This window comes from Pseudomonas floridensis (genome assembly GCF_002087235.1).
In the GTDB taxonomy this organism is placed as follows: Bacteria; Pseudomonadota; Gammaproteobacteria; order Pseudomonadales; family Pseudomonadaceae; genus Aquipseudomonas; species Aquipseudomonas floridensis.
Map to the genome: position 1 here is coordinate 1 of NZ_MUIO01000221.1, position 626 is coordinate 626.

General features: G+C 63.9%; 1 protein-coding gene. It reads right to left on the reverse strand.

Annotation, left to right across the window (positions count from 1 at the left end; genetic code table 11):
• Positions 1-65 precede the first annotated feature (65 nt).
• Positions 66-626, reverse strand: a 561-nt coding sequence (locus BZK31_RS28400; protein WP_208617252.1) for a substrate-binding domain-containing protein, incomplete at its 5' end; no start/stop codon positions are given.

Here is a 626-nt window from a genome sequence, read left to right on the forward strand (position 1 = left end):
GGCAGACCGCCACCGCCTTGACTCACGGCACACGATTGACGGCTGTCGGGCATCCGCCTTGCTACTTACTCCCCGGCAAACGGCACCAGTGAATCCAGCAGCCACGACCCCGCCGGCCCCAGGCTGCGCTGAAATGACCAGATGACGTCCACCGCCGAACGGCGCGGCCATCCCGACACGTTCAACTCCTTCAGCAAGCCGCCGGAGTAGCGCGACACCAACCAGCGCGGCAATGCCGACCAGCCAAAGCCGAACGCGGCCATGTCCATCAGCAAAAGATAATTGGGCGCAGACCAGTGCCGGTGACCGCTGGTGGGCAGGTCGTCGGTGGGCACGCTCTGTTCGACCAGCGTATTGAGGCGCAATGCACGGTAACGCGCCAGTTGCTGGTAATCGACCCGCTCCAGCGCAGCCAGCGGATGGGTGTGCGACACGAATAGCCCGAAGTCGGCGCTTTCATCAATGGTCGCGTGGCCAATCTCGGGCGGATAACGTGTCTGGGCCGACAGCAGGCCCAGCGATGCCCTGCCCGACTGCACCAGACTGATCGCATCGCCATGTTCGGCGAACACGCACTCCATTTCGAGCTCGGGGAAACGCTGGTCCAGCTCGGTCATCAGGCGTTC